16 protein-coding genes and 1 pseudogene are annotated in these 19,423 nt (G+C 44.6%); 13 read left to right on the top strand and 4 right to left on the bottom strand.

Going from position 1 to position 19,423, the window contains the following annotated elements; all coding sequences use genetic code 11:
* Positions 1-656: 656 nt before the first annotated feature.
* From sbcB to purT, 5 genes are all read left to right on the top strand, one after another.
* Entirely contained in the window at positions 657-2,081 is a 1,425-nt protein-coding gene (gene sbcB / locus BCU34_RS05280; protein WP_102479932.1) for an exodeoxyribonuclease I, read from the top strand.
* 24 nt (positions 2,082-2,105) lie between these two features.
* Entirely contained in the window at positions 2,106-2,477 is a 372-nt protein-coding gene (locus BCU34_RS05275; protein ID WP_102479935.1) for a CidA/LrgA family protein, read from the top strand.
* 2 nt (positions 2,478-2,479) lie between these two features.
* Complete coding sequence (locus BCU34_RS05270; protein WP_102479939.1) at positions 2,480-3,157, top strand: LrgB family protein; 678 nt, start codon at positions 2,480-2,482, stop codon at positions 3,155-3,157.
* 286 nt (positions 3,158-3,443) lie between these two features.
* A complete protein-coding gene (gene cdd, locus BCU34_RS05265) occupies positions 3,444-4,331 on the top strand; it encodes a cytidine deaminase (protein WP_102479945.1) in 888 nt (295 codons plus the stop codon).
* 167 nt (positions 4,332-4,498) lie between these two features.
* Positions 4,499-5,674, top strand: coding sequence for a formate-dependent phosphoribosylglycinamide formyltransferase (gene purT / locus BCU34_RS05260; RefSeq protein WP_102479947.1), 1,176 nt, complete (start codon positions 4,499-4,501; stop codon positions 5,672-5,674).
* Between the two features lie 132 nt (positions 5,675-5,806).
* Here purT and BCU34_RS05255 read toward each other — a convergent pair whose 3' ends face one another.
* Positions 5,807-6,460, bottom strand: a complete 654-nt coding sequence (locus BCU34_RS05255) for a thiopurine S-methyltransferase (RefSeq protein ID WP_102479949.1) — start codon at positions 6,458-6,460, stop codon at positions 5,807-5,809.
* 324 nt (positions 6,461-6,784) lie between these two features.
* On the opposite strand from BCU34_RS05255, the gene BCU34_RS05250 reads away from it, so the two are divergent.
* On the top strand, positions 6,785-7,564 hold the full coding sequence (locus BCU34_RS05250; protein ID WP_102431769.1) for a RelA/SpoT domain-containing protein: 780 nt from the start codon (positions 6,785-6,787) through the stop codon (positions 7,562-7,564).
* A 269-nt stretch (positions 7,565-7,833) separates the two neighbouring features.
* On the opposite strand, the pseudogene ltrA reads toward BCU34_RS05250, so the two are convergent.
* Together ltrA and ihfA are read right to left on the bottom strand one after the other, a co-directional pair.
* Positions 7,834-9,127, bottom strand: a pseudogene (gene ltrA, locus BCU34_RS05245) (group II intron reverse transcriptase/maturase).
* 599 nt (positions 9,128-9,726) lie between these two features.
* Complete coding sequence (gene ihfA / locus BCU34_RS05240) at positions 9,727-10,023, bottom strand: integration host factor subunit alpha (protein ID WP_004734853.1); 297 nt, start codon at positions 10,021-10,023, stop codon at positions 9,727-9,729.
* A 642-nt stretch (positions 10,024-10,665) separates the two neighbouring features.
* On the opposite strand from ihfA, the gene BCU34_RS05235 reads away from it, so the two are divergent.
* The 5 genes from BCU34_RS05235 (at position 10,666) to BCU34_RS05215 (ending at position 15,420) form a co-directional block, all read left to right on the top strand.
* A complete protein-coding gene (locus BCU34_RS05235; RefSeq protein ID WP_413286263.1) occupies positions 10,666-11,802 on the top strand; it encodes an ISAs1 family transposase in 1,137 nt (378 codons plus the stop codon).
* A 95-nt stretch (positions 11,803-11,897) separates the two neighbouring features.
* Positions 11,898-12,371 carry a Fur family transcriptional regulator gene (locus tag BCU34_RS05230; RefSeq protein WP_048664859.1) on the top strand — a complete coding sequence of 158 codons (474 nt, stop codon included), beginning with the start codon at positions 11,898-11,900 and terminating at the stop codon, positions 12,369-12,371.
* Between the two features lie 68 nt (positions 12,372-12,439).
* Positions 12,440-13,822 carry a dihydroorotase gene (locus BCU34_RS05225; RefSeq protein WP_102431768.1) on the top strand — a complete coding sequence of 461 codons (1,383 nt, stop codon included), beginning with the start codon at positions 12,440-12,442 and terminating at the stop codon, positions 13,820-13,822.
* A gap of 37 nt (positions 13,823-13,859) precedes the next feature.
* The gene (locus BCU34_RS05220) at positions 13,860-14,420 is read left to right on the top strand and encodes a carbonate dehydratase (RefSeq protein ID WP_102431767.1); all 561 of its coding nucleotides are present in this window, start codon (positions 13,860-13,862) and stop codon (positions 14,418-14,420) included.
* Positions 14,410-15,420 carry a CobW family GTP-binding protein gene (locus BCU34_RS05215; protein WP_102480587.1) on the top strand — a complete coding sequence of 337 codons (1,011 nt, stop codon included), beginning with the start codon at positions 14,410-14,412 and terminating at the stop codon, positions 15,418-15,420. The genes BCU34_RS05220 and BCU34_RS05215 overlap by 11 nt, the downstream gene beginning before the upstream one ends.
* 188 nt (positions 15,421-15,608) lie before the next feature.
* Here BCU34_RS05215 and BCU34_RS05210 read toward each other — a convergent pair whose 3' ends face one another.
* Positions 15,609-16,505: an EamA family transporter gene (locus BCU34_RS05210; RefSeq protein WP_102431765.1), complete on the bottom strand. Its 897-nt coding sequence runs from the start codon at positions 16,503-16,505 to the stop codon at positions 15,609-15,611.
* A gap of 103 nt (positions 16,506-16,608) precedes the next feature.
* Here BCU34_RS05210 and BCU34_RS05205 point away from each other — a divergent pair, with 103 nt between their 5' ends.
* Positions 16,609-17,997 carry a PLP-dependent aminotransferase family protein gene (locus BCU34_RS05205; RefSeq protein WP_102480588.1) on the top strand — a complete coding sequence of 463 codons (1,389 nt, stop codon included), beginning with the start codon at positions 16,609-16,611 and terminating at the stop codon, positions 17,995-17,997.
* A gap of 244 nt (positions 17,998-18,241) precedes the next feature.
* The gene (gene cqsA, locus BCU34_RS05200) at positions 18,242-19,423 is read left to right on the top strand and encodes an alpha-hydroxyketone-type quorum-sensing autoinducer synthase (RefSeq protein ID WP_102480589.1); all 1,182 of its coding nucleotides are present in this window, start codon (positions 18,242-18,244) and stop codon (positions 19,421-19,423) included.

Here is a 19,423-nt window from a genome sequence, read left to right as displayed (position 1 = left end):
ACTTAATCCCTTTAATTTTATACGTCATTATTTTTATAAAACACGTTTTATTTAAAATGTCTGCACAATAAACAAAAGTAATAACCAAGCATTTTATTTAAATGAATCACTATATAGATCACCGTGTTGCAATATAGTCTCACAAATGAAACAAACCAGTATTAACATTGATCTGTAATAAAAATGAAATATTAAGTTTCTGTATTAGCCAGTTTAAACATAAGTTTTAAACAGTATTAAAAATGAGACACGTAGAACTATCCAACATGATTACCCCTACACTCATAAATACTCAATAAATCGTCTAAGCTAAGTGAATTATATTGCCGAAAGACAACTAAATTGGGGAGAGCATTAGGCATGAAGATGTAACGGTTTAAACGGTCGTCTGATAGCTTAAACATCTGTACCTTGATAGTAACCCTGACTCTCCACCACCGCCGCTCATCTAAACCGTAAACAGGCAGAACCGTTACGAAGAAATCGCCACAATTCGATTCAAAAGCTTCCCTGTTGACTCGATTGAATAGTAAAGCACCGTTTTCCGGCAATTTATTTGTGATCTGGGTTGCACGCGTACCGCATACTATCAGATACTGAACAAAACTAACCTTCAGCCACAGTCAACGTCGTCCGCTTACTGTTCAGGAAATTCAATGAGTTCAGATAATCAGCCAACCTACTTCTTTTTCGATTACGAAACATGGGGCGTGAGCCCAGCGAAAGATCGTCCGAGTCAATTCGCAGGTGTTCGTACCGACCAAGATTTCAATGTTATCGGAGAACCTTTGGTTATCTACTGCCAACCTCCTGCTGATTATCTTCCTGCACCTGAAGCTGCGCTGATCACTCGCATCACACCACAAAAAGCCATGTCTCAAGGCTTACCTGAGCCTGAGTTTATCGCCAAGATTCATGCAGAGCTTGCAAAACCAAACACCACAAGCCTTGGCTATAACAGCATCCGATTCGATGACGAGGTAACGCGTTACACCTGTTACCGAAACTTCATCGACCCATATGCATGGAGCTGGCAGAACGGCAACTCACGTTGGGATCTACTCGATGTCATGCGTGCTGTTCACGCACTTCGCCCCGAAGGCATTGTTTGGCCAGAGAACGAAGAAGGTTATCCAAGTTTTAAACTGGAACACCTATCTGTGGCAAATGGCATTGAACATGAGAACGCGCACGATGCGATGGCCGATGTTATCGCAACTATCGAACTCGCGAAAAAGCTGAAAGCCGCACAACCTAAGATGTTTGATTACCTCTACAACATGCGCCACAAGCGTAAGTTGAATGAGCTTGTCGACATCGTCAACATGACACCGTTAATGCACGTGTCAGGCATGTTTGGTCGTGACTGCAACTACACAAGTTGGATTGTTCCTATGGCTTGGCACCCGACCAACCAAAATGCCGTTATCGTTGTGGATTTAGCGAAAGATCCTAGCCCTTTACTGGAAATGGATGCGGATGAACTAAGAGAAAGGCTTTATACCAAGCGCAGCGAGCTTGCTGAAGACGAACTGCCAGTACCAATCAAACTGGTACAACTCAACAAGTGCCCAATTCTCGCACCAGCAAAAACCCTGACAGCTGAAAACGCAGAAACGATCGGCATTGACCGTCAGCAGTGCTTGAAGAACCTAGCTCTATTACGTGAACATCCAGAGATTCGTGAAAAGCTGATTGGCTTGTACTCACAAGAACGTGAATACGAAAAAAGCGATGATGTAGACACACACCTTTACGATGGCTTCTTCTCTCCAGCAGATAAGACCGCAATGAACATCATTCGCGAAACTGACCCAAATAACTTGGCAGCACTGGACATCACTTTTAGTGACGAACGCATTAAGCCTTTGTTGTTCCGTTACCGCGCTCGCCATTTTCCATGGACGCTAGACGAAGCTGAACAACTTAAGTGGGCTAACCACTGTCGTGAGTATTATGAGAGCCGTTTAGAAGATTACATGCTAAACCTTGAAAACCTCGCGCATGAACATGAAAGCGACGAGAAGAAAATGGCCATCTTGAAAGCGGTTTATCAGTACGTAGAAAAGTTAGCTAGTTAATTCATTATCAAGAGATGTGACACTTTGAAAGAAAGATTGATCAAACTCGTTTACTGCTTAATCTCATTCACCTTAATCATAGGTGCTCTCACTGCAGGCAACGCGTTACAACAATATCTAGAGACCTCTATCCCAGGCAGTATCTTTGGCATGTTGATCCTATTTACTGCCATGGTGATAGGTATCGTCCCTTCACATTGGGTACAGCCCGGAGCCAGTCTGATTATTCGTTTGATGATCTTATTGTTCGTCCCAATCAGTGTTGGATTAATGGATCACTTCGACATGCTTATCGCCAATGCTTTGCCAATCATGGCAAGTGCAGTTGGCGGAACTCTGATCGTATTGGTGTCTCTATCATGGTTCTTAGACCGCTTGCTTGCGAGAGGTAACTGATCATGTGGATTTTACTCACCATCGTGGTGTTCCTGTTTGCTCGCTGGGTCAGCCAAAAAGTGAACTCACCACTGTGTAATCCCCTGCTGATCAGCATTGGTATCATCATTCCGATACTCACGTTCTTCAAAGTTCCGTTTGAGACTTACTATGCAGACAACACATGGATTACCTACATGCTGCAGCCTGCGGTTGTTGCACTTGCTTATCCGCTTTATGAACAGCTCCCTCAAATCAGAGCTAACTGGCGCATCATCACCTTTGCTTGCACGCTAGGCAGTGTGATGTCGATGACAACAACGGCATTCATCGCCGTGGCTTTTAAAGCGGACTTAAGTTTGATTGCGAGTTTGTTAGGTAAATCAGTCACCACGCCAATTGCGATGGAAGTATCAAGCCATTTAGGTGGTGAAGCTGCCATTGCAGCAATACTGGTATTGATTGTTGGTCTGTTTGGGGCAATTTTTGCTTACCCAATCTACAATCTCATAGGTATTAAGAGCCCTATCGCGCGTGGTTTAACCATGGGTACCGTGTCTCACGCTTTAGGTACTGCGACATGTGCTGAAAAGAATCAGGAAGACGCTGCATTCAGTTCTCTAGCGCTTGTGCTCTGTGGCGTCATTACCTCGATTATCGCACCGAGTATATTTTCGCTTGTAGTTTGGTTCTATTCTTAATCGAAACAATCACTACGCGATTCAGCCCAACCAGAATGCTGTTACTTACAGTGTCTGTTTGGGCTTTTTATTCGCATTTATTCAGCAAGAGCAGTCAAGTCACGGTCTTTTACGAGCAATAAGTGCGATATCAACTGTATAAATGGCTCTTGTAATCGATTTCAAGTGTGACCTCACTCTAATTATGCAAACCAATGTAACAACAACAATTTAATAGTGATCCTTGTCACAGAAAATTCCTGAGTATTGCATAAACTTAAAGCCTAAGGTCAATTAAGGATTCAACATGAACAGTCGTATTACCCTGGCGCTGGAAAGTGCTCCAACAGAAATCAAAGCACTTTTGAGTGACATCGTATTAGCAGACAACTTTGACGCGACATTGTCTCCAGAACAATTTGCTAGCTTACTGCAAGCAAGTGGTTTAGCGGATGACGAGCTACGTATTGCGCTACTTCCTTTTGCCGCAGCGTATTCTTACGCTCCGTTATCTGACTTTTATGTTGGTGCAATCGTGCGCGGTTTATCTGGTACTCTGTATTTTGGTGCAAACCTTGAAATCGCCGGAGCTCAACTTGGTCAAACGGTTCACGCAGAGCAATCTGCAATCAGCCACGCTTGGATGAAAGGCGAACAAGGTATCTCAGATATCACGATCAACTTCAGTCCTTGTGGTCACTGTCGTCAATTCATGAACGAACTGACAACAGCAAAAGAACTTAAAGTTCAGCTTCCACAGCGTAATGAAATGTCTCTGCAGGAGTACCTGCCAGACTCGTTCGGCCCTGCAGACTTAGGTGTAACAACTGGCCTAATGACTAAGCTTGATCATAAGTACACGACCGAAGAAACAACGCCTATTGTTGTAGAAGCGTTAGCAGCACTAAACCGCAGCCATGCTCCTTACACCAAAAACCTAAGCGGTGTTTCACTACAACTAACGTCAGGTGAGATCTTCACGGGTGCTTACGCAGAAAATGCTGCGTTTAACCCGAGCCTGCCCCCTCTGCAAGTGGCATTGATTCAACTTAAACTGGCGGGCTTCGATTTTGAACAAATTGAAAGTGCTGCTTTGGTTGAAATCGCAGAAGGTAGCATCAGCCACCTAGCGGATACGCAATCTACATTAGAAGCGATTAATCCCGACATTCCAGTGACTTACTTAGCAATCTAAGTACATCTAATTAACAAAAATTTAAATAAGCAGCCCTATTTAACAGGGCTGCTTTTTTTATATCTGTAATTAACGCAACAACTTGCGCAAACGTTTGCTTTTGTCATTGAAATAAGTATGATCACCCCGTTTTCAATCAATCGTTCAAAAGATCGGAAGGAATTTCTATGTTTGGTACTGCTACTCGTGAAAATGCTACTCGTGTACTTCTATTAGGTTCAGGTGAACTCGGCAAAGAAGTTGCTATCGAGTGCCAACGTTTAGGTTTGGAAGTTATTGCTTGTGACCGTTATGCAGACGCACCAGCAATGCAAGTTGCGCATCGTAGCCATGTATTAGACATGTTAGACGGCGATGCACTTCAAGCTATCATAGAGCTAGAAAAACCTGATTACGTGGTTCCTGAAATCGAAGCTATTGCCACCAGCAAGTTAGTTGAGCTAGAAGCACAAGGTTTGAATGTCGTTCCAACTGCGAATGCAACCAAGCTAACCATGAACCGCGAAGGTATCCGTCGTCTAGCCGCAGAAGAGCTGAAACTGAGCACCTCCCCTTATCGCTTCGCAGACACCTTCGAAGATTTCTCAGCCGCTGTTGAATTCGTAGGCATGCCTTGTGTTGTGAAACCAGTAATGAGTTCTTCAGGCAAAGGCCAAAGCGTTATAAAAACACAAGAAGACATCCAAAAATCTTGGGACTACGCACAAGAAGGTGGTCGTACTGGCGCAGGTCGTGTGATCGTCGAAGGCTTCATCGACTTTGATTACGAAATCACACTGCTTACCGTTCGTGCAGCCGACGGTGTTCATTTCTGTGCGCCAATCGGTCACCGCCAAGAAGACGGTGATTACCGTGAATCATGGCAGCCACAGATCATGTCAGATAACGCTCTGAAAGCTGCGCAATACACGGCTGAACAAGTGGTTAACGCACTAGGTGGTCGCGGCATCTTTGGTGTCGAGCTGTTTGTTAAAGGCGATCACGTAATCTTCAACGAAGTATCCCCTCGCCCACACGATACTGGCTTAGTAACATTGATGTCTCAAGATTCATCGGAATTCGCACTGCACGTACGCGCCTTTACAGGTATGCCGATTAAATCCATCACGCAATACGGCCCGTGTGCTTCAGCGGTTATTCTGGGCCAAGGCACTTCAACTAACATTCGTTTTGAAGGTCTTACAGAGGCGTTAGACGCGCCACAAACGCAAGTTCGCCTGTTTGGTAAACCTGATATCGATGGTCGCCGTCGTCTCGGTGTAGCGCTTACTCGTCGCAACAGCACTGAGACAGCGATTGAAGATGCTATTGAGAGCGCGTCAAAAGTAAAAGTGATCTACTAGCTAGCTATTCAACTCTGAATAATCGCGACTTCAAATCTCAACAATAAAAAAGACGGGCTATCGAGCCCGTCTTTTTTTGTTGGTGTTATCTTATTTATTTGAGCGCTCTTTTCGCTTGAAAGCTTGCGGAATTTAAGCGTCTGACTCAATCAAATACACTTCTTCACTGAATCGAGATAAGCCTTTCTTTGCAATCTTCGGATGTTCATCGTCTGCGATGTCCTGATTCAACAATGTAATCTTGTAGCCCACGAATAACTGATCGATCTCTAGTTTAGGTACGCTAAACGGAGGCCCCGCCATCTCGCTTTGGTCGTAATCCAGCGTCACCAGGAGGATCTTACCGCCCGGTTTCAGCAGTTGTTTCAAACGCTCTACATACTGCACTCGCATCTCTTCAGGCAATGCGACCAAAGACGCTCGATCATAAATGGTATCGACAGGCTGGATTGGCGCTGTGAAGTAGTCGCCTGTATAGATGTTCAATTCATCGAATTGGTACAGCTCGTGCTGACCGCTAATTTGAGTCACAGTCGGCGTGTAAAGGTGCTCGGCAAAAAATGCGCGAACCGCAATCTGGCTTAACTCGACACCTTGAACATCTTCATGCTTTGAAGCTAGCCAAATTAGATCTTCACTTTTGCCACAAAGTGGAACAAACACACTCTTCTCGTAGCTAGGCTCGGTCTTTTCCCAAAATTTAATCAGAAGTGGGTTTACATCTTCGAGGTGGAAACCAATTTGGTTGGCTGCCCATTTATTGTGCCAAAATTCAGGATTATTCATCTTTCGTTCATGTTAAACAGTCATAATGCAAGGGTACAGTATAGAGAGGTAAGAGCAACCTTAGCGTGGTTTAAAGTACCACATTGGTTTCGATAAAATCAGAAACTGGCTAAGTTCAAAGTTCTGATAATTGCGGAACTAACGGTTGGATTATTTGTCTATATCTTCACATTTTAAAGCAATATTAAACGTTAGAGTTGGTTTCTGTCTTAGCTAGCCCCATTTAATATCTAGTGAGTTTAGTTAAGCTGTTTTTACTCTTATGCGTTACTGGTTACCCCTTTTGACTACCCGTTTTTTGTAACCTTGTATTTTGGAGTTTGAATGAGTGTATTTCTCCGTACGACGGCCCTAATGCTTCTGGTATTGAGCCGAGCGCCTGCATTCGCAGCAGCACCTGTTTCAACAAGTTCAACTGATCAATCACGCACAGCGTCATCGCAAAACCAAGTTTCATCAAATGTATTCCGCCATAGCCTAAGCGGCTTGTATGGCATTAAAGCATTCGACTCACGTCCGACTCAACCTTATACCGACTTCGATATTCTGTACAGCAAAGCGCATCAAGGCCAAGCTGAACTAGAAACTATCTGTAAAAGCACAGCCCTACTCACCAATTCTGAAGCGCTCTTTGCTGGCGTTAAATCTCAAGCTCGTGCAGAAGAAAAAATCGCTCTTGAGCTTGATGGTGACGTAACAAAAATTACCGACTTAGCCCGTGCAACTATCATCGCGAACGATGTAGAGAGCTTGGTTGAAGTTTACGAAGCGCTAAGCCGCGAAGCAGACGTTGTTAAGCTGAAGAACAAGTTTAAATCACCGGCTGATTCTGGATACCGTGACCTTAACTTATTGGTTCGTTTGCCAAAAACCAACATCATTGCGGAGGTTCAACTTCACTTAAAAGCGATTGCTGATGTGAAAAGCGGCCCTGAGCACGAGCTATATGAAATAATCCAAGGCATTGAGCGTCACGCGATTGCAGAAAAACGCCCAATCAACGATATCGAAGCGGCGCAAATCAATAGCCTAAGACGCCAATCTTTAGAGCTTTACCAACAAGCATGGCAACCGTACATTACAACGCACATCAAAGCAGCTTAGTCACTGGCTAAGCAATTATCATAAACAAGAACGACAAAGGGCTGCATAATCGCAGCCCTTTCTTGTTATTGGTGTTCTCGATTTGCTTTCCTTACTCCATTCCTATCAGACAGCAAAATATAGAGATTTCACTAATGGTAATTAACGAGGAGAGCAACGAAAAAAAGAGAGTAAGGTCATGCTACTAAGGGGAACTAGCGACAAAAAAGTCAACAGACGATGTATGAACCGCAAATCGAGTAGGAGGAGGCCTCACGGCCTCCGTCCTCTCACACCACCGTACAAGCGTGGGTCGCATACGGCGGTTCCGAATATATTTTCAGTGACTCATACCCATCTCGCAATGAGTACAGGCCCAACTCCTCGAACCATTTTATTGGCATGGCGTGATTTAACTGCGGCGTTAAGGCCAAGTGCCACCACCCTTTATCTGACATCGCTACCTTCCACGCGTTGCGCTCCGTTACACCTTGTTGTTGTAACCATGTCGCTATGCCGTATCTGCGTTTGCGTTGTTTTAAGCGGTAACATCGTAGCCGTCGCCGTATCCATTCGTCTAAGCGCTGCAAGCTGCTTTTCCGTATGGCGAGTTTGAAGTAGTGTTGCCAACCTCTTAGGTATTGAGTTAATTCCGCTATGACTGCTTGCAACTCTCGCCCTCGGTTTCGCTTCGTTATCTGCCGCACTCGCTTCTTCATTTGAGTTTGTGCTGCCTTCGATAGATGGATTGTTCCATCTATCCCGAAGCGGTGGCTTAAGTAAGTCCGCTCTGTCACTCTTGTCGCACCACTTTTCTCTCGATTTACCGTGAGCTTCAGCTTTTGCTCCAAGAACTCCGTTATCGACTCTTTAACTCGATAAGCGGCTTCTTCACTATGAACGTAGATTTGGCAGTCGTCTGCATATCGACAGAACTTATGCCCTCTGCGCTCTAACTCTTTATCCAGTTCATCTAATACGATATTGGATAGCAACGGGGATAATGGTCCACCCTGTGGTGTCCCTCTTTGTCTCTGTTCAACCATCCCGTTTCGCATTATGCCTGCCTGTAGATATGACCTGATGAGCTTCAACACTCGTTTATCACTGATGTCCTGTGACAGTCTGTACATCAGTCTATCGTGATTCACTGTGTCGAAGTATTTCGCTAGGTCGATATCTACAACATAACCTCGACCTTCTCGGATGTAATGACTGGCTGCCGTTAATGCATGGTGCGCACTGCGGTTTGGTCTAAATCCGTAACTGCTATTGGAGAACTTGGGGTCATAGATATCTGACAGTACTGAGGTCATTGCCTGTTGGACAACTCTATCAAGCACGGTTGGGATACCTAGTTGCCTTACGCCACCACTAGGTTTAGGGATTTCTACACCAAGTACCGGTTGAGGTTGGTAGCTTCCTTCCAGAAGACTCTGGCGAAGCGCTTGCCCATTTGAAGCCTGTCGAAGTGTTGAGATAGTCGCATCTATGTCGAGTTTGTCGACACCTGCACATCCTTTTGTTCTTCTTCACTCTTCGTAGAGCTTGATTCAAGTTGGTTGAAGAGCAGATTTGCTCCATCAACGACGTTGAGATCACCAAGACTCGTCCTCCTGTTTACGCCAATCATGCTTGTCATTCTTCATCACCATGAGCTTTACTTGCTGTATCGCCCATTGGGACGTAGAGATGGTTTTCATCTTGCTATGACCCCACATGATTGAGTGTCTAGTGACTGCTTCTTGATATATTCAGTTCGGGCCTTCCCTTAAGTTGTACTTCCTTAAGGTACTATGCCTTCTGCTGACTTCTTATTGCTCGTCATACCGCATCGCTGCTGTATTAGTCTCTATCGAGACAAGTAATAAGATCTCCCGAGGTAAGACGTTGCTCTTTCCCTTGGCCGTGCCTGATTTATCACTACACACTTCCCGTCGAGGCATCGGGCTATTCTATCTATTGCTAGGTTGCCCAAGTTGTAATGACCTACTATCAGATTTCTGTTCGTCACAACCAAGTTTTGCCATTTGCTTCCTTCAGATTTCACCTCACGGTGAACACCCTTGCATAGGCTAACGGTTCTCGCTCGACTGAGCCCGTAGAGGACTTTCACCTCCTAGATCAACGCCATGCTCGGCGCACAAACAAAAAGACCACGCTTGGCGTGGTCTATTGCTTGGCTACTTCTCGATTTTAATATTCTCGACTCGGGCCTTTAATTTTTGTCCCGGTCTAAAAGTAACAACACGTCGAGCAGAAATTGGAATGTCTTCACCAGTTTTCGGGTTACGACCAGGTCGCTCGTTTTTCTCGCGAAGATCAAAGTTACCAAAACCAGACAGTTTTACCTGTTCGCCATTTTCGAGTGCTTTACGAACTTCTTCGAAAAACACTTCCACCGTTTCCTTGGCATCCCGCTTGCTGTATCCGAGTGTCTCAAACAGGTTCTCAGCCAAATCGGCCTTCGTGAGTGCCATAAAACTTTCCTCAAAGCTATGTTAAACATTGCTACTATCGCCAGTAGCGCCAAAGCATTTACCCTATTCAATCAATGAGATAAGGTCATTTACAAGGAAAGTGTATGCCAAGCTTCTGATTTTCGCCAACTTTTTTATCTGAACTATTGAATTATTCTTTCAAATCAGAAAGATAACTCGCTCCTAAATTCACACATATAGCTGAAAAACCTCTACTTCTCGGCCATCAAACAGAATTATACTCCAACCAAACTAAATTAGCCAATATTTAAAACTTTAGTTTTCTAAATATTAATTTCTGAGACTTTTCTCCGATACCCAATAAAATCAGCCACTTGATTTGATATCGAACTCAACAGAGGTTACTAAATAAGCGTTATTAAATATGAGATTCGTATCATTTCAGCATTTAATTCGATTGTGTCAATATCGGAATGCAGATATGCGTCACGCTCGTTGACGTTTTAAAACGGTATTACCCAACGGAAACTCCGTATCCAACCTAAAAACGTCGCATGTCCTTACTTCATTTAAAACTAATAATAGTCACACTTAGTACTAAGGCAAGATCATTATAAATTTGAACTTTTCCTAATTTAAGGGATCAGATCTGGTAACTATTATCCATTTAGAGTCTTTTCCATGTCTGATTCGTTTCTAGAGCATTTCGAAAACATCGTTGACCCTCGCATTGAACGATGTAAAAAACACCAACTCTTAGATATTCTTTTACTTGCTATTAGTGCGGTGATTTCTGGCGCGGAGGGCTGGGAGGACATCGAAGATTTCGGCCATAATCGTTTAGATTGGCTTCGTAAATACCGTCCATTCCTCAATGGCATCCCTCGTCACGATACAATTGCAAGAGTTATCACCAAACTCAGAGCAGATGAGATTGAGCAAGCGTTTCAGTCGTGGATGAAGACGCTAGTTCAAACGACAGGCACTGATATCATTGCCGTAGATGGCAAAACAGCACGCCACTCTTTCGATACTCGCGGAAGAAAAAATCCGCTTCATTCGGTGAGTGCGTGGAGTTGCTCCAACCAACTTGTTTTAGGTCAGGCCGCCGTTGACGATAAAAGCAATGAAATAACCGCTATTCCTAAATTGTTAACCTTACTTGATATAGAGAACCGCATCATCACACTCGATGCGATGGGTTGTCAGCGCAAGATTGCCAAACAAATAGTTCAAAGCAAAGCGGACTATGTCTTGGCCCTAAAAGGGAATCACTCAACGATGCAGGCAGAGCTAGAAGCTTGGTGGCATAAGGCGTGTCGAGAGCAATTCACCGAGAAGAACTATGCTCAACACACGGATGTAGACGCAGGACATGGTCGAATCGAGACGCGACACTGTGAGCACCTTGTGGTTGATAAAGAATGGCTGACTAAACAATATCAGTGGGAGGGACTTAGAAGCATTATTAAAATCACTTCTGAGGTCGAGCACTCCATAACATGCAAGGTTAGCAAAGAGACTCGTTGGTATATCAGTTCACTGGAATTAGATGCAGAACAAGCACTTAAAGCTGTCCGTGGTCATTGGCAAGTAGAGAGTATGCACTGGATGTTAGACATGACCTTCAGAGAAGATGAATGCCGAATTAGAAAAGGAAATGGTGCGTTGGCTTTTAATGCGTTAAGGAAAATAGCCCTCAACTTGTTTAAGTTTGATACAACCCAAAAGATGAGTATGGCTCGAAAGAAAAAGAATGCAGCACTGAATGATGAATACCGCTCAGTGCTTTTAGAGTCTGCGGTTAAAATGCGCTAGCCTTACACTTAGTACTAACAAAACCAAAAGTACGTTTCACCACTCAAATTGTTATGTTATAACATCTCTATATTGTTTCTAATTTAGTGGATTGAATGCGAGACGTCGAAGCGATCATTAAGCATGTAAAACACGGCTGCAAAACCAATGGCAAACAGTTTACGGCAAAGAGACTGTTGATATTGCGTGCATTGGTACACGCTGACAAAGCGCTGTCTGCCTATGAAATTGTCGATTACTGTAAAGAGCACTTTGATCAGAATGTTCAGGCGATGTCGGTTTATCGAGTGTTGGAGTTCTTAGAAGAGCACCACTTGGCGCATAAACTGAAAGTCTCCAATAAATTCATACTTTGCGACCATATTCTTTGTGAACATGAACATGGCATCCCCCAATTTTTGATCTGCTCCAAATGCGACAAGATCAGCGAGCAAACCATCCACCCTGCCATTATTCGCGACCTTCAATCTCACGCTAAGCAAGAAGGCTTCACCGTTGTTAGCCCTCAGTTAGAGATAAGTTGTGTGTGCGATGAATGCGCTAACCAAGATGCGACCGCTTCCACTTAATGATGCTCCTACTCTCTTAACCATTCCCAATAGTATTTGCCCCATCAACAAGGAGAAAGTGAAACGTTATGTCTGCAACGCTCATAAAGAATGCCCGCGTGGTTAACGAAGGCATCGTCACCGAAACGGATGTATTGGTCGTAGACCAGCGAATCGAAAAGATCGCAAACCACATTTCACCGAGCCCAAACGATGAGGTCATTGATGCTCAAGGCTGTTACTTAATCCCTGGAATGATTGACGACCAAGTTCACTTTCGTGAGCCGGGTTTGACACACAAAGGCTCAATCGCCACTGAGTCACGAGCTGCGGTTGCAGGCGGTATTACCAGCTATATGGAGATGCCAAACGTAAACCCTGCCACAACGACCATTGAAGCCTTAGAAAAAAAATTTGATATCGCAGCACAGAATTCACTGGCTAACTACTCTTTTTACCTAGGTGCAACTGAAGATAACCTAGAGCAAATCAAGCTGCTCGACCCGACCAAACACTGTGGTGTAAAGGTGTTTATGGGCGCTTCAACGGGTAACCTGTTGGTTGAAGATCCTCAAGCACTCGATGCCATATTTCGTGATTCTCCCGTCCTGATTGTCACCCATTGTGAAAGCCGGCCTGTTATCGCTAATAACCAAGAAGAATTGAGAAAAGAGAAAACGGTTTTCACGATTGAAGATCACCCTATTCTAAGAGACGACAACGCCTGCTATGCCTCTTCTTCTTATGCGATTGAGCTAGCTACAAAACACAACAGCCAACTTCATGTGTTGCATATCACGACAGAAAAAGAACTCGCTCAGTTTGAAGCCGGATCCATTCAGGGAAAACGTATTACCGCAGAAGCTTGTGTCCATCACTTATGGTTTAGCAATAAAGATTACACAACGCTCGGTAACCAAATTAAGTGTAATCCAGCCGTCAAATACCCTAGTGATAGAGACGCTCTATTAACAGCGTTGAGCACGGGCCAAATCGACATCATCGCAACAGACCACGCGCCACATACATGGGAAGAGAAACAAGTTCCTTACGAACAAGCACCAGCAGGGTTACCTCTGGTACAGCACGCCTTGTTGAGCCTATTTGACCACGTACATGCTGGAACCTTGACTGTTGATCAGGTGGTCGAGAAAACCGCACATAACCCAGCGACCCGTTATGCGATACAGGAACGCGGCTATATCCGTGAGGGCTACTTCGCCGATTTAGTATTAGTCGATCCACAGACACCAACTCTAGTCAGCAATGAAAATAGTTTGTATCAATGTGGATGGTCACCGTTCGCAGGGCACGAATTCTCAGCTCAGATCAAGCACACCTGGGTCAATGGCGCCAAGGTATATAGCAATCCAGAATCCCCTGAGAACCAAGATACGCATACCGCTGATACATCAAAAGAAATATCGAGTGACATGGTCACTCCTGCAATGAGGCTCTCATTTGAGCGTTAGTTCAGCAGTTATTACCAATCAATAAAAAGAAATCAATATGTTAAGAAGAAATCCAAGCGGTCACATGCCAGAAGTATCGGAGACCGCTTTCATTGACCCGACTGCCATTATTTGTGGCAAGGTAATCATTGAAGACAACGTGTTTATTGGCCCTTACGCTGTGATTCGAGCTGACGAGGTCAACGAACAAGGTGACATGGAAGCCATCGTGATTAAGCGCGACACCAACATTCAAGATGGTGTGGTTATTCATTCAAAAGCTGGCGCAGCCGTCACTATTGGTGAACGCTCATCCATCGCTCACCGATCGATCATTCATGGTCCTTGTCAGGTCTGTGACGACGTATTTATTGGCTTCAACTCAGTCGTCTTTAATGCGGTGATTGGCAAAGGTTGTGTAATTCGCCATAACTGTGTGGTGGACGGCCACGACTTACCTGAAAGCTTCCATGTACCACCAATGACCAACATCGGTTCAGGGTTTGATTTGAACAATATCTCAAAGGTACCACCTGAGTATTCTGCGTTTTCAGAGTCTGTTGTTTCGGCCAACCATACCCTTGTGCAAGGTTATAGGAGAATTGCCAATGAGCTCTGATAACAAACCTCTCTTGGGTATCCCAACCAATATCATTACCGGCTTTCTCGGCGTAGGTAAAACTACCGCGATTCTCAACCTAATGAAGAACAAACCCGTAGATGAAAACTGGGCTATTTTGGTAAATGAATTTGGAGAAATTGGCGTCGATGGAAGCTTATTCGAAGGCAATCAAACCAAACAGCAGCGAGTTTTTATTCGTGAAGTACCCGGTGGCTGCATGTGTTGTGCCGCAGGGCTACCGATGCAGATAGCACTCAATCAATTGCTTTCTGAGGCGAAACCAGACCGCTTACTGATTGAACCTACTGGACTCGGCCACCCAAAAGAAGTGTTAGCAGTCTTGTCTTCAGAGCATTATCGTAAAGTGCTGTCACTACAAAAGAACATCACCTTGGTCGATGCTCGCAAACTGTCTGATACACGTTACTCTGAACACGATACTTTCAACCAGCAAATTACCATTGCCGATACGATTGTAGGTAATAAAGTAGACCTATATAACAATGGCGATGCAGAAAAGCTGGCGGAGTACATTGCTCAGGTTTGTCACCCTGACACTAAGCTGATCTTTGCTCATCACGGTAAGATCCCATACGACGAGTTTGATGGAAACAGTAATTTCTATCACCACCAAGCTCACGGGCACCATCACCACCATCATAAGCAAGATAAGCCACTCGCTTCAGAATTACCGATGCCAGAGAGCGGTATGATAAAGGCGAGCAACCAAGGTGAAGGGTTTGAAAGTATTGGTTGGCGATTCGCGGCTGACAAACTGTTCGACCACCAGCGTTTACGACGATTTCTAGTCGGCTTGAAAGTAGAACGCATGAAAGCAGTGTTCATTACTCCAAATGGTATCTTTGGCTACAACTTAACAGAGGATGGTTTGACCGAATCAGAACTCGATGAGTGTGCCGAAACTAGAATTGAAGTGATCGGGCACCAAATGGATGAAGAACTAGAGTGCCAATTACTCAAGTGTATGGTGACTTGATCGCTTAGTTAATAGAGTTATTAATTAAGAGCTAGTTCATTGAGAGCAAGTGAATAGAGTGCTGTTAATTAATTCTTTAAGTAACTTCACTTCTTCGACATAGAGTAAGACCTCGCAAGTGCGAGGCCTTATTGTTATTCAAAGCATTTGAACTCTATCCGTTTCATTGAATACTGTCCGATTATCAATCACTTTTGTTCTGCGAGTTTCGTTGTAGCTTGAGAATTAGAAGCCTTCGCAGGCTTCACTATCAAACCAATCCCGACTAAAAACAGCACCGATGCAACCACTTGAGCGACTGACAATACTTCGTCATACATAAAGTAACCGCTGATCAATGCAAAAATTGGTACTAGTAGGGTTAACGGTGCCGTTGTGCTTAACGGATATTGGATTAACAACTTATTCCACACCCAGTAACCAAACAATGTGGTTGGGTAAGCCTGAAACAGAACAGCAATCGTCGTATTCCAATCCCATTGTTCGATGCCCTGCCAGATAATTTGATCACCGTGTAGCATCACTGCAAATAACACCAATGGAACCGGCGCAAACAACATTCCCCAGACATTGAACGCAAAAGCTTGAGTGGTTTTAGATGCCTTAACAATCACGCCCATTAGAGTCCAACTGCACGCTGCTATCATAATCAAGATCACGCCATTAACGGTGATATTACCCTGTGCCGCCGAGACTAAGACTGCGAGTGCAAACATGGCTAACATCGCACCAATTAACTTACGAACCGACGCACTTTCTTTGAAAACCCATACCCCAACGGCCATACCAATTAATACGTTGGTAGAAAGCAATACCGACGACAACCCTGATGAGAGCCCCGCTGTGATTGACCATGAAGCCATACCCCAAATACCCACACCGAACACAAAGCCATAACTGACTAAATAGCGCCAAGCGACATTCGGTCTCGCCACAAAAAATATCACTGGAATCACCGCTAGCGAGAAACGCGCAGCCGTTGCCAACAAAGGGTGCACATTGGTCACGCCCATTTTGATCATCGAGAAATTGAATCCCCAAATTGCCATGACGAACACCGCTAACAACAAATCATTTCTTTTCATACTGACCCCTCCTTTGTTTTAAAAGAGTATCCCTTGAAAAATAAAACCGGTACAGATACAATTTTTACAATAAAAACCAGTACAGTTAATAACGGTCGTGACAATGAGCATCTACAGAAAGCTAGCCAATCAGTTTATCGATGAGATAGAAACAGGCAAAAGACCCGAAGGGGGGCGCATGCCTTCACTGCGCCAATTAGCTAAGCAACAGGCGATCAGCATGTCGACCGTAGTAAGCTGTTACCAAGAGTTAGAATCACAGGGTTGGATTCATTCTCGCCCGCAAGCGGGGTATTTTGTCTCGCCTCACAAGCCTGTTCATTCAACACCTGAATGGGCGCAGTTTGAAAGTAAGATTTCCAAAGTTAAGCAAACTTCATCGACTCACAACTCAATCAATGGGCCTTTAGGGGTCTCTAGCACCATTAATGATGAACAATCGATTGTTGAACTAGAACGCAGTTTCCGCCGTTCTATCAAACGTATGGGCGACAGGCTTAATCACTACCCTGATACGCAGGGCGAGCCGATGTTAAGACAAGCTTTGTCCACCCACTTTTCCAAGCTTGATGTCCACTTTGGACCTGACGAAATGGTGATCACGGCAGGCTGTATGTCGGCGATTAAAGCCGCTCTCGAATCCTGCACCAAAGAAGGTGACACCATTGCCATCAGCTCTCCTTGCTTCAACGGTATTCTGGACTTGCTCGGCAAGATGTCACGCCAGATCATCGAGATCCCGTCTTTGGATGACGGTGTCGACCTAAAACAGCTAGAAACACATCTGAAAAACAAACGTGTGGATGCAGCAATCTTCTGTACCTCCCATATGAATCCTCAGGGGATCAATATGTCTGCCAGTCAAAAGCAAAAACTGGCTGAATTAGCGAACCACTATCGAGTACCCATCATTGAAGACGATGTGTATTTGGAGCTGTCATACTCATCACACACGCCTCTGCCAGCAAAATACTATGACAAAGGCGGATACGTGATGTGGTGTGGGTCGGTATCGAAAAGCCTTTCACCCAGTTATCGTTTAGGCTGGTGTTTGCCTGGCAGATACATAGAGGAGTACAAGGCTCAGTTTTCTGCTGCTAGCTATGGCGTCGCCCTGCCGACTCAACTCGCGGTTGCTGACTTTATCGAATCAGGCCAATACGCCAAACACGTTAGAAGAAGATGCTCTCAAATCCTCTCTTTGCGCCAACAATACCTCAGCTATTTAACCCAACACCTGCCTCCAGATGTAAAGATCAGTAACCCACAAGGTGGCATGGTACTTTGGCTACAGATTCCAAATCTGAATCAACCAATTTTTGCTCAAGCCGTTACCGAGAAAAAGATTGATATTCGACTTGGACACCTATTCAGCACTCTTGATCTCTATAGCAACTGCTTACGCATCAACATTGGTTATTCGCTAGAGGGAGCGGCCAAACAACAGCTAGATGACTTGATTAAACTTCTCCGACAATGTGTCAGCAAATAGCTTCCACCCAAGCTTTGAACTTTAGTTTTTTCATCGTTAGTTATTATAAAAAAGGCATTTATTATTCTGATTTTAACGGGGCTAAAGCTCGTTACCGTAAGGAAATCCACTCACCTTAAAACCCATAAATATTGAGTTTGCAAGGGTGTGCCCATTTATGCAACTTAGCTAATGACACCTCATTTTTTGTCGTCAATATACACCCGTCAGCGCTGGCGTTATCCTGTATATGAAGAGAATAATTATGAGTGATAAAACCAAAAATAAACCACTACCTTCCTTTATTGAAGAACGCTTAAACCATTACATTGAAGACCTCATTACCCAGAACGAAAGCCAAACACACTTAGTTCTGGGTAAACGTCCTAGGCTCAATTCAGTTGTGATGCAAAGCAACGATTACCTCGCGCTGTCGCACAACAAACAGATTCAACAAGCCCACCAGCAAGCGATTGGTGAACATGATGACAACATCGTCATGTCGGCGATTTTCTTACAAGACGAGGATTCAAAACCCGCCTTTGAAAATGAGCTAGCGAGCTATGTAGGAATGGAAAGCTGCTTGCTCTCTCAGTCTGGTTGGGCGGCGAACATAGGCTTACTGCAAACCATCTGTCCACCACAAGCTCCTGTGTATATTGATTTCTTTGCCCACATGTCTTTATGGGAAGGTATTCGAGCCGCAGGTGCGAGCGCGCATCCGTTCATGCATAACAATATGAACCATCTGCGCAAGCAGCTTGAGCGCTATGGCTCTGGCGTCATTGTTGTAGATTCGGTCTATAGCACCATTGGCACGATTGCCCCACTCCGCGACATCTACGAAATGGCGCAAGAGTTTGATTGTGCACTCGTGGTTGATGAATCGCACTCTCTGGGGACTCATGGCACCAAAGGTGCTGGACTCGTTGAAGCACTTGGGCTCACTAACCAAGTCGATTTCATTACTGTCAGCTTGGCCAAAACTTTTGCGTACCGTGCTGGCGCGATCCTAGGCCCCAAACAATTGTCTGAGACACTGCCGTTTGTTGCTTATCCTGCCATTTTTAGCTCAACCGTATTGCCGCAAGAAGTGATTCGTTTAGAGAAAACATTGGAGGTGATTAAAGGTGCAGATGACAAACGAGAAGCCATGTTTAAGCGAGCACAGTCGCTCATTACGGGTCTAAAACGGATTGGCTTTAACATCCGTAGTGAATCTCAAATCGTCTCGCTAGAGTGTGGTAATGAAAGAAATACAGAGCGAGTGCGCGATTTCCTTGAAGAACGTGATGTGTTCGGTGCAGTGTTCTGCCGCCCAGCGACAGGGAAGAATAAGAACATCATCCGATTTTCAGTGAATGCCGACATGACTCCACGAGACATTGACCATGTGCTCACGGTTTGTCATGAGGCGTACCATCACCCAGAGTTAGAATTCGTATAG

The sequence above is a fragment of the Vibrio sp. 10N.286.45.E10 genome, from assembly GCF_002874195.2.
Lineage (GTDB): Bacteria > Pseudomonadota > Gammaproteobacteria > Enterobacterales > Vibrionaceae > Vibrio > Vibrio crassostreae.
Note: the sequence above shows the minus strand (reverse complement) of the source record. Positions and strands in the feature narration are given on the sequence as shown.

Bases quoted from the DNA above. Each gene is read 5' to 3' on its own strand.
- sbcB (WP_102479932.1), top strand. From the start codon at position 657: ATGAGTTCAGATAATCAGCCAACCTACTTCTTTTTCGATTACGAAACA.
- BCU34_RS05270 (WP_102479939.1), top strand. From the start codon at position 2,480: ATGTGGATTTTACTCACCATCGTGGTGTTCCTGTTTGCTCGCTGGGTC.
- cdd (WP_102479945.1), top strand. From the start codon at position 3,444: ATGAACAGTCGTATTACCCTGGCGCTGGAAAGTGCTCCAACAGAAATC.
- purT (WP_102479947.1), top strand. From the start codon at position 4,499: ATGTTTGGTACTGCTACTCGTGAAAATGCTACTCGTGTACTTCTATTA.
- BCU34_RS05255 (WP_102479949.1), bottom strand. From the start codon at position 6,460: ATGAATAATCCTGAATTTTGGCACAATAAATGGGCAGCCAACCAAATT.
- BCU34_RS05250 (WP_102431769.1), top strand. From the start codon at position 6,785: ATGAGTGTATTTCTCCGTACGACGGCCCTAATGCTTCTGGTATTGAGC.
- ihfA (WP_004734853.1), bottom strand. From the start codon at position 10,023: ATGGCACTCACGAAGGCCGATTTGGCTGAGAACCTGTTTGAGACACTC.
- BCU34_RS05235 (WP_413286263.1), top strand. From the start codon at position 10,666: ATGTCTGATTCGTTTCTAGAGCATTTCGAAAACATCGTTGACCCTCGC.
- BCU34_RS05230 (WP_048664859.1), top strand. From the start codon at position 11,898: ATGCGAGACGTCGAAGCGATCATTAAGCATGTAAAACACGGCTGCAAA.
- BCU34_RS05225 (WP_102431768.1), top strand. From the start codon at position 12,440: ATGTCTGCAACGCTCATAAAGAATGCCCGCGTGGTTAACGAAGGCATC.
- BCU34_RS05220 (WP_102431767.1), top strand. From the start codon at position 13,860: ATGTTAAGAAGAAATCCAAGCGGTCACATGCCAGAAGTATCGGAGACC.
- BCU34_RS05215 (WP_102480587.1), top strand. From the start codon at position 14,410: ATGAGCTCTGATAACAAACCTCTCTTGGGTATCCCAACCAATATCATT.
- BCU34_RS05210 (WP_102431765.1), bottom strand. From the start codon at position 16,505: ATGAAAAGAAATGATTTGTTGTTAGCGGTGTTCGTCATGGCAATTTGG.
- BCU34_RS05205 (WP_102480588.1), top strand. From the start codon at position 16,609: ATGAGCATCTACAGAAAGCTAGCCAATCAGTTTATCGATGAGATAGAA.
- cqsA (WP_102480589.1), top strand. From the start codon at position 18,242: ATGAGTGATAAAACCAAAAATAAACCACTACCTTCCTTTATTGAAGAA.